The 8,954-nt window shown below is 37.4% G+C and carries 9 protein-coding genes; 3 read left to right on the top strand and 6 right to left on the bottom strand.

Going from position 1 to position 8,954, the window contains the following annotated elements; all coding sequences use genetic code 11:
* The first annotated feature begins 182 nt into the window (after positions 1–182).
* Both V7659_RS28225 and V7659_RS28230 read left to right on the top strand, forming a co-directional pair.
* Positions 183–1,331 (top strand): THUMP domain-containing class I SAM-dependent RNA methyltransferase, encoded by a 1,149-nt coding sequence (locus V7659_RS28225; protein ID WP_335543376.1) that lies wholly within the window; start codon positions 183–185, stop codon positions 1,329–1,331.
* Between the two features lie 66 nt (positions 1,332–1,397).
* Positions 1,398–3,320 (top strand): ATP-dependent DNA helicase, encoded by a 1,923-nt coding sequence (locus V7659_RS28230; RefSeq protein WP_335543377.1) that lies wholly within the window; start codon positions 1,398–1,400, stop codon positions 3,318–3,320.
* Positions 3,321–3,362: 42 nt separating this feature from the next.
* On the opposite strand, the gene V7659_RS28235 is transcribed toward V7659_RS28230, so the two are convergent.
* Genes V7659_RS28235 through V7659_RS28255 form a run of 5 tightly spaced genes read right to left on the bottom strand, consistent with a single transcriptional unit; the run spans position 3,363 to position 6,128 of the window.
* Complete coding sequence (locus tag V7659_RS28235) at positions 3,363–3,662, bottom strand: metal-sulfur cluster assembly factor (RefSeq protein ID WP_335543384.1); 300 nt, start codon at positions 3,660–3,662, stop codon at positions 3,363–3,365.
* A gap of 13 nt (positions 3,663–3,675) precedes the next feature.
* Complete coding sequence (locus V7659_RS28240) at positions 3,676–4,920, bottom strand: hypothetical protein (RefSeq protein ID WP_335543378.1); 1,245 nt, start codon at positions 4,918–4,920, stop codon at positions 3,676–3,678.
* Between the two features lie 16 nt (positions 4,921–4,936).
* Complete coding sequence (locus V7659_RS28245) at positions 4,937–5,143, bottom strand: DUF2249 domain-containing protein (protein WP_335543379.1); 207 nt, start codon at positions 5,141–5,143, stop codon at positions 4,937–4,939.
* A gap of 24 nt (positions 5,144–5,167) precedes the next feature.
* Entirely contained in the window at positions 5,168–5,395 is a 228-nt protein-coding gene (locus V7659_RS28250; protein WP_335543380.1) for a DUF2249 domain-containing protein, read from the bottom strand.
* 40 nt (positions 5,396–5,435) lie between these two features.
* Positions 5,436–6,128, bottom strand: coding sequence for a Crp/Fnr family transcriptional regulator (locus V7659_RS28255; protein ID WP_335543381.1), 693 nt, complete (start codon positions 6,126–6,128; stop codon positions 5,436–5,438).
* A 224-nt stretch (positions 6,129–6,352) separates the two neighbouring features.
* On the opposite strand from V7659_RS28255, the gene V7659_RS28260 reads away from it, so the two are divergent.
* On the top strand, positions 6,353–8,716 hold the full coding sequence (locus tag V7659_RS28260; RefSeq protein ID WP_335543382.1) for a nitric-oxide reductase large subunit: 2,364 nt from the start codon (positions 6,353–6,355) through the stop codon (positions 8,714–8,716).
* Between the two features lie 20 nt (positions 8,717–8,736).
* Here the strand turns inward: V7659_RS28260 and V7659_RS28265 are convergent, their stop codons facing one another.
* Positions 8,737–8,883: a hypothetical protein gene (locus V7659_RS28265; RefSeq protein WP_335543383.1), complete on the bottom strand. Its 147-nt coding sequence runs from the start codon at positions 8,881–8,883 to the stop codon at positions 8,737–8,739.
* Positions 8,884–8,954 lie beyond the last annotated feature (71 nt).

Consider the following 8,954-nt stretch of genomic DNA (forward strand, 5'->3'; position numbering starts at 1 on the left):
CCGGACCGCCCGCGAACCGCACGTGCCTGGAGCGGAAATCAGCAGGCAAGTTTAAAAGAGCCATTATTATAGATAAACATATTGCATTCAATAACTAGTTTTTGTCCATAATGAAAGCGAATGAAAGATAATTTTATTAAACACAACCATACATACTAAAGAAATCAATTAAGGGTGAAAAAATGGGAAAATATCAAATAATAGCAACTGCGGCCATGGGGCTGGAGGCTTTAGTTGCCAAAGAAGTCCGGGCATTGGGATATGAATGTGAAGTTGAAAATGGAAAGGTCACCTACACAGGGGATGAATCTGCAATCGCTCGCAGTAATTTATGGCTTCGAACAGCAGATAGAATAAAGATAAAGGTTGGAGAATTTAAGGCGTACACCTTTGATGAACTATTTGAAAAAACTAAGGCACTTCCATGGGAGAAATTCTTACCTGAGGATGCTGAATTTCCTGTAGTTGGTAAATCCGTTAAGTCAAAGCTTTTCAGTGTTTCTGATTGCCAGGCAATTGTTAAAAAGGCTGTTGTGGAACGGATGAAACAACACTATAAGCGAAGTACATGGTTTGAAGAAAATGGTGCTTATTTTCGTATCGAAGTGGCATTACTAAAAGACGTTGCTACTATAACCATTGACACGAGTGGTCAAGGGCTGCATAAACGCGGTTATCGAGTGGATCAAGGTGAGGCACCCCTAAAGGAAACTCTTGCAGCTGCGCTGGTTCTACTCACTAATTGGAAAGCAGACCGTCCCTTTATGGACCCATTCTGTGGTTCTGGAACAATTCCGATTGAAGCAGCAATGATTGGGCAAAATATTGCACCAGGCTTTAATAGGGAATTTGTATCGGAACGTTGGAATTGGATCCCAGCGCAAGTTTGGGATGACGCTAGAAATGAAGCGGAGGACTTAGCAAATTACGATCAGCCATTAGATATTTTAGGGACAGATATCGACCATAGAATGGTGAAAATTGCCCAAGATAATGCTTTTGAGGCTGGATTTGGGGACTTGATCCAATTTAAGCAAATGCAGGTTAGAGACATTTCTACAAATAAGCAATACGGTGTCATTGTTGGGAATCCCCCTTATGGTGAAAGACTTGGGGAGAAAAAAGCAGTCGAACAGATGTATAAAGAAATGGGCATTGCATTCAATGCACTTGATACATGGTCTAAATATATCTTAACTTCTAACGAGCAGTTCGAACAATTTTATGGTAAACCCGCGACAAAAAAGCGAAAACTTTTTAATGGCTTTATTCGTACGGATCTTTATCAATATTGGGGAAAGAAACCTCCTCGTCAAGATGATTTAAATTAAGACAAGTAATTCGAATGAATCATTATTTAAGTTGGATTAGATGAAAGTTTTTTTGGGGAGGGTACCATGCAAAAACGTATGCCATTTGAGATTGCAAAAACTGAGTCCTTTTATGAAAAATTGGGTGAATGGATCGGTGACTTATTCTATGATATATTGCCCGAAGCAGGATTCGAATTAAGAGATGAACAGATATATATGGCTTTTCAACTTGAAAATGCCTTCAAAGATAAAAAAGTGATGTTTGCTGAAGCAGGAGTTGGAACGGGAAAAACCATTGTTTACTTGCTTTATGCGATCATGTATGCACGCTATACGAATCGCCCGGCTGTCATTGCTTGTGCAGATGAGACTTTAATTGAGCAATTGGTGAAAAAAGAGGGAGATATTGCAAAGTTAGAAAAGGTTCTTGGACTAGATATCGATGTCCGCTTGGCTAAATCTCGAGATCAGTATCTCTGTTTAAAAAAGCTGGATCAAACGAAGAACAATGATTTTTCCGATGAGATTGCAAGTATATATGAAAACCTGCCTGATTTTGTGCATACTGTTGGTTCCATGCAAACCTTTGAAAAATATGGCGACAGAAGGGACTATCCAACTTTATCTGATGAGATGTGGAGTGAAGTTAGCTGGGATGCTGTCCAGGATTGTTTTTCTTGTGAGAAGCGTCACCGTTGTGGGCTGACCTTGCACCGAGAGTATTACCGCCACTCTGAGGATTTAATTATCTGTTCTCATGATTTTTACATGGAGCATATATGGACAAAAGAATCGAGAAAACGTGAAGGACAACTGCCGTTATTACCCGAACATTCATCTGTTGTTTTTGACGAAGGACACCTTCTTGAATATGCGGCACAGAAAGCGTTAAGCTACCGATTTACGGATTATACCTTAGAAACACTGCTCACAAGACTAATGGAAAATGAAGTCCGTGAAAAAACCTTATATACAATAGAAGAGGCTTTATTAGATAATGAAGCATTTTTCGATGGTATTTCACAATTCTCCTCACTTTCACAGGGTTCTGAAAAACAAATGATTACTAAGCATCCACTAGTATTGAAGACATGCAGGAAACTTCTGACCACTCTACAATCATTAGAAGAGGAATTAGTATTTGAAAGTGAGCTTTATGTTATTAATGAGTACGATTTGAAAATTGTTGAGGAATACTTGGAACAAATCACTTATTCTTTATCACTTTTTCTTCAAGAGTTAAATGGAATTACTTGGTTCGAAGAAAAAGGGGGAGAACGGACACTAGTTATTATGCCAAAAATGGTTGAAGAAGTAATGCGGGAAGAAGTGTTCACACAGAAAAAACCGTTTATTTTCTCGTCTGCAACGCTTGCAAATCAAAAATCCTTCGATTATATTTCAGCAAGTCTTGGTGTTGATGACTATCTATCATTCTCAGTGTCATCTCCTTTTGATTACGATGATAAGATGGACCTTTACCTGCCTACCTTTAAACATGCAGACATAGACGGTAAAATTGCCTATATTTTAAAAGGAATTCGAGAATCAGAGGGACGTGCATTAATTCTTCTCAATAATAAAGAGGAGTTAGCTTATCTTAAGAAAAATCTTTCTGGAGAAGTCCCATACCCTATTTATTTTGAAGGCGATGAAGAAATAAGCACACTTGTTTCTAAATTTCAGAATGAAGAACATGCCATTCTTTGTTCGATCCATCTGTGGGAAGGTTTAGATATTCCTGGGAGATCGCTTGAAAATGTGATGATCTTTTCACTTCCATTCCCACCGAATGATCCTGTCTTTACGGCAAAAAAGGCTGGCGTGGATAACCCGTTTGCCGAGGTAGAATTACCGTATATGCTCCTTCGCTTACGTCAAGGTGTGGGACGCTTGATTCGGAGTGAAAAGGATCAAGGGGCGGTCCATATTTTTGTAAATGAAAATATCGACCCAGATGTATTAGAGAGGGTTAAAGAAGTTTTGCCTACTGAAGCTAAAGCATAATAAAAAACGGAAGCATCGAAAGGGTGCTTCCGTTTTCATTTATTATCTTCCTAATACTTTGAGTCCTTCAGGGGTCATTTTATCTGGAGACCATGCTGGTTCCCAAACCAGATTAACATCTACTTTATTTGTTTCTTCAATCCCTTCGACACTATAACGCACCCCGCTTGTTATGCTGTCATGGAGCGGGCAGCCTAGTGTCGTTAACGTCATCGTAATCGTAACATCATTTGATTCTGTAATCTCAATATTATAAATTAAGCCGAGGTCGACTACATTTATGTTAAGCTCAGGATCGTAAACACTTTTTAACGCGCTAATAATTTTTTCTTTGATATTCATCATAAACACCTCACTATTGTTTTAAAACTCGAAGGATACTGAATGCAATAATAATAAATACAATCGACAGGATGGTCTGACCGACATTAAACAGAACAGTTATATGAAAAGTTAAGGCACAAAAGACTGCCAGAATAGCAACAATAAATATTGAAAACAAGGGGGTAACGATTTTTTCATTCATCATTTCTTTTAAAGAAGGGACCTTGCTTTTTCCTATTTCCTTACTATATTTATAGGTCCACCATAGAAATGGAACGATTTTATATAAATAACTAACAATACTTAAGACGATCCAGAGTAATAAATAGGCGTATACAAGTGCTCCTATAGGGCTCGTGAATTGGTGATTACATAGCATGATAAATGCAGCCAAATGAACCAAATTTCCTAATCCAATCGATACTAGTGCGAACGTAAATGGTTTATCTAACGTTTTTTTTAATCGTTTTTTGATAATAAGGCTAATATGCCAGCTAAAAATAGTAAAACCAACAAAGAGGAAAAAGAACCCTATTTTCAATAGCAGACTGTTATTGGTAAAGAATGCAATCAGCGATAGGACAAGACCGGAAATATAAAAGGCAAATACATATTTTGCTTGAACCATCGGAAAACCATGGGATAAGGAAAACATCGGCACCATCTTGTAAGAGAATCCGAAAATTAATAGTGTAAACCAGCCCGTAATCCCCATTAGCAAATGAGCTTTAAAGATGGATTGATAATATTCACCAGCAAAACCCGTTTTTAAGCAATATATTAGGGTAATCCTTAAGGAAATGGTAATGAATAAACAAACTAGCGCTGAACCTACAAAAGCAGTGAGAATAGTCGGCTTTGTTTGTGTTTTAAGGGTCATAAACATTTGGAATAAGAACATTAAGATCCCAACCAGCATGAGGATGCCAGGTAGCATCGCATTTTGCGGCGACCAATATAACATCCCTGAAAATGAAACAATTCCAATCGCCGTTACGTAGAATTGAATAAATCCGAATTTTTCATTCCATATTTTAGTTAGAAAAGCAACTGGTACCAATTGATACATCGATCCCATGGCGGCCATTAATGACCAGCCTAAAACTAATAAATGGGCTGAAGACCAGATAACAGGAATTCTAAAAGTCCCTGAAGCCATTAATTGACCATTGCCTAATAGTAAAATTTGTGAAACTACTAATGCAATTAAACTAAACAAAATAAATGAAAATGGAAGTTTAATATTTGTTTCACTTCCCAAATTTTGAGGAAGCATGATTCTTTCACCCCGCTTACCGGAAGATTTCAATTTTAAAACTTCCGTCACTTTGTTGTTCTGTTCGTTGTTGATAACCCAATTCCTCAAGTTGCTCATAAAGAAACATAGGTCTTCTATCATTTATGATTGTTAATGTTTCGTTTTCTTCTAGGGTTTCCAAGGCAGCTAAGGTTCTCATCATTGGTTGTGGCGGTTCTAAACCGCGATTATCTAAAATCATCCAATTTCCCCTTCTTCCTTAAGCTTACTTTGTGAAAGTTACTTTCCAATGCTTCTTATCTATTTCTTCTTCCTCGTGGGTGAAGCCTTTTGCTTTTAATACCGTGAAGAGTGGTACGGGTTTAAAAGGGGCATGAAGGATAAAAATATCATTTCCTTTTAACTCCTTAATTGTCTCCATAATTTTTTGGAAGGGTTCAATTTTATTTTTTAAATCTTCTCGTACATCTAGTTCAATAATTCTCCGCTCCATTGTATTTACAACTCCTTTTTATATAATCGAGATCAATTTATTAATAGAACAATTCCTGTTGAAGTGCTTCCCGGTCGATCAGATAAAAACCCTCTTCATCAAGCGTAACAAAGTTTTTCTTTTTCACTTGATTAATCGTTCTACTTACCGTTTCTCTTGAAGTGCCAATCATATTAGCTAATTCACGATTGGTGAACTGTGTGGTGAGTCTATAACGACCATCAACCATTTCGCCATTAGATTTACAAAGCCTAATAAGTAGTAAAATAATTTGTTCAAACGTATTATGGAGTACTTGTGCTTCTAATCTTCCTTGCAAATCTACTATTTTTTCTCCTAAAACTTTAAAGAGTTTAATGCAAAGCTCTGGGTAGGTAATTAGGATTTCTTCAAACTTATCAATCGGAATGATTATAAGATTAGCATCCACGATTACTTCAGCATGGGCTGGAAAATTGCCCTTTCTGAAAAATCCTGCATGTGGAAACATTTCGCCAGGCTCAAGGACGGAAATTAGTTGTTCTTTACCTGATAGATCTGTTTTGCAAATCTTAATCTTCCCACTATGAATAAAAAAGACTCGGTCAAGCGGATCCTCCTGCATAAAAACATACATCTTTTGTTTATAAAAACGAGTTTGTGCAATCTTTACGATTGGCTCAAGTTCTTCTGCTGACAGTTCTTTAAAGATAGGGACAACAGATAATCTTTTAATTATGTACTCTTGCCTCATTAACATCACCTTCGTATTAGTAAATATGATTTAGTTAGATTGTATCAATGTTTTACCTGTAATAATGTGACCTCCATCATAGTTACCTAGTTTTTATGAAAATTATTCTCAGTTAAACAGGTGTGTGGAAAATATCACAGGAAAACAATGAAATGGTTCACTTTGTGTCGAACTTGTGAAAGTTACAATACGAAAGGTATTGAAATACGAAAGGATGAAGGGTTATGGAAATACAACGAGGAACACCACAAAAAAAAGTGGTGAAGACGAATAAAAATGCATTACTGAAATCAGTATTAGTGATCACGATATTACTCAGCTTCACTGTTTTACTAGTTGGGGGATATTGGATTTTTAAAGAACAAGCACCAAGGCCAGTCGAAGTAACCAATGAAAAAGGCGAAGTTCTATTTACAAAAGATTCCATTATGGGTGGACAGGCTGTTTTTCAGAAGTACGGATTAATGGATTATGGTACCGTTTTAGGTCACGGTTCATATATGGGTCCTGACTATACGGCGGAAGCTTTAAAGCTATATACAGAGGGAATGCAAGACTTTAAGGCAAATGAACAATATAGTAAATACTTTGCTTCTTTAAATGATGATGAAAAATCAGTAATAAAAAATAAAGTAATCAAAGAAATGCGGAAAAACCGTTATGACTCAAGCAGCGATACTATGAAGTTAACAAATGCACAGGCGTTTGGACTTGAAAGAGTTAGAGATTATTATAAAGAGGTATTCACTAAAGGTGACGGCTGGGGATTAAAGCCCAACCTAATTAAAGAAGGCGACATGCCTAAAACAGATCGTGCTTATGTTGCAGCAGGCGATCAAATCACTCAAATATCAGATTTCTTCTTCTGGACTGCCTGGCTCTCAAGTACAGTCCGTGAAGGTGATAAAATTACTTATACGAATAATTGGCCATATTATGAAGACGCAGGCAACCAATTATCCTTTTCAGCAATTTGGTGGAGCGGGGCCAGCATTACATTATTTGTATTAATGGTAGGAATTATTCTGTTTGTGTTCTATCGTTATAATTTTGGTATGCAGGAAGCGTATAAGGAAGGTAATTTCCCACGTATTGATCTACGGAAAATGCCAGTGACAAGCTCACAAGTGAAAACAGGGAAATACTTTGTGATTGTTGCTGCTTTATTCTTTGTACAGTGTATGTTTGGGGCTTTACTTGCTCACTATTATATCGAACCAGATAGTTTCTTCGGAATGAAGTGGATTCATGATATTCTTCCATTTAATATTTCAAAAGGTTACCACCTGCAGTTGGCTATCTTCTGGATTGCTACAGCATGGCTTGGAATGGGAATTTATGTTGCACCGCTTGTTGGCGGGTATGAACCTAAGAAACAAGGTTTATTAGTAGATATTTTATTCTGGGCACTGGTTGTTCTTGTTGCCGGAAGTATGGTTGGAGAATGGCTGGGTGCAAATGGATATTTAGGAAACCAGTGGTTCTTATTTGGACATACAGGATGGGAATATATTGAACTAGGTCGTGTTTGGCAGCTTATACTTATTGTTGGGATGCTTATCTGGCTGTTTATCGTTTATCGTGGAGTCAAGGCAGGTCTTAAGCGAGAAACAGATAAAGGTGGATTGATTCACCTATTATTCTACTCAGCGATTGCTGTTCCAGCCTTCTATATTTTTGCCTTATTCATCAACCCAGGTACCAGCTTTACATTTGCCGATTACTGGCGCTGGTGGATTATCCACTTATGGGTAGAAGGTATTTTTGAAGTGTTTGCAGTTGTAGTTATTGGTTTCTTATTAGTTCAACTTGGGCTAGTAACGAAAAAATCTACTGTAAGACAACTTTATTTCCAATTGATTCTACTTTTGGGCAGTGGGGTAATCGGAATCGGACACCACTATTACTACAATGGTTCTGCAGAAATTTGGCTGTCTCTTGGCGCTGTCTTCTCTGCATTAGAGGTTATTCCGTTAACATTGTTAATCCTTGAAGCATATGAGCAATACAAAATGATGCGTGAGGGGGGAGTAAATTTCCCTTACAAAGGAACATTCTGGTTCTTAATCTCAGTTGCCATTTGGAACTTAGTTGGTGCAGGTGTGCTTGGATTCTTAATTAACTTACCTGCAGTCAGCTATTTCGAACACGGACAATTCTTAACCCCAGCACACGGCCATGGTTCGATGATGGGTGTGTACGGTATGTTCGCATGTGCAGTACTCCTTTACTCATTAAGAAACATTGTGAAACCAGAAGCATGGAATGATAAATGGATTAAAATCAGCTGTATCCTGTTAAACGTTGGACTCGCAGGAATGGTGTTCCTATCATTACTTCCAGTTGGTTTCATTCAAATTAAAGAAGCATTTACTCATGGATATGCTGCTTCTCGTTCAGCATCTTTCCTACAAAAGGATATTGTTGAAACATTATTAACTTGGCGCGCGGTGCCTGACACCATTTTCTTAATTGGTGTAGTGATATTGTTAGTATTCTGTATTAAGGCAATCTTTAATTTACGGAAGCCAACCCACAAAGAAGGAGAAAATGTTCCAGTTAAAGATTTATCTATGGATGAAGATTAATAGTAAAAAATCCGCAAAAGTCAGCTTTGCGGATTTTCTTTGCTCTTTTTCTCAAAACACTCAAAACAATAGAGCTCTTTCTCTTCTGTATGGATCCCGTTAAAAAAACCATCCATACAATAGATTTCTTTACTACAGCATGTGCACGTTCCAATGAGCTCCTTCATTTGTCATCCTCCTATTCCTATATAAGCAAAATCATGTTTTTGGTGTGATGCCTCTCACTAAGTATTCATAC

The organism is Neobacillus drentensis, assembly GCF_036966985.1.
Lineage (GTDB): Bacteria > Bacillota > Bacilli > Bacillales > Cytobacillaceae > Neobacillus > Neobacillus drentensis_E.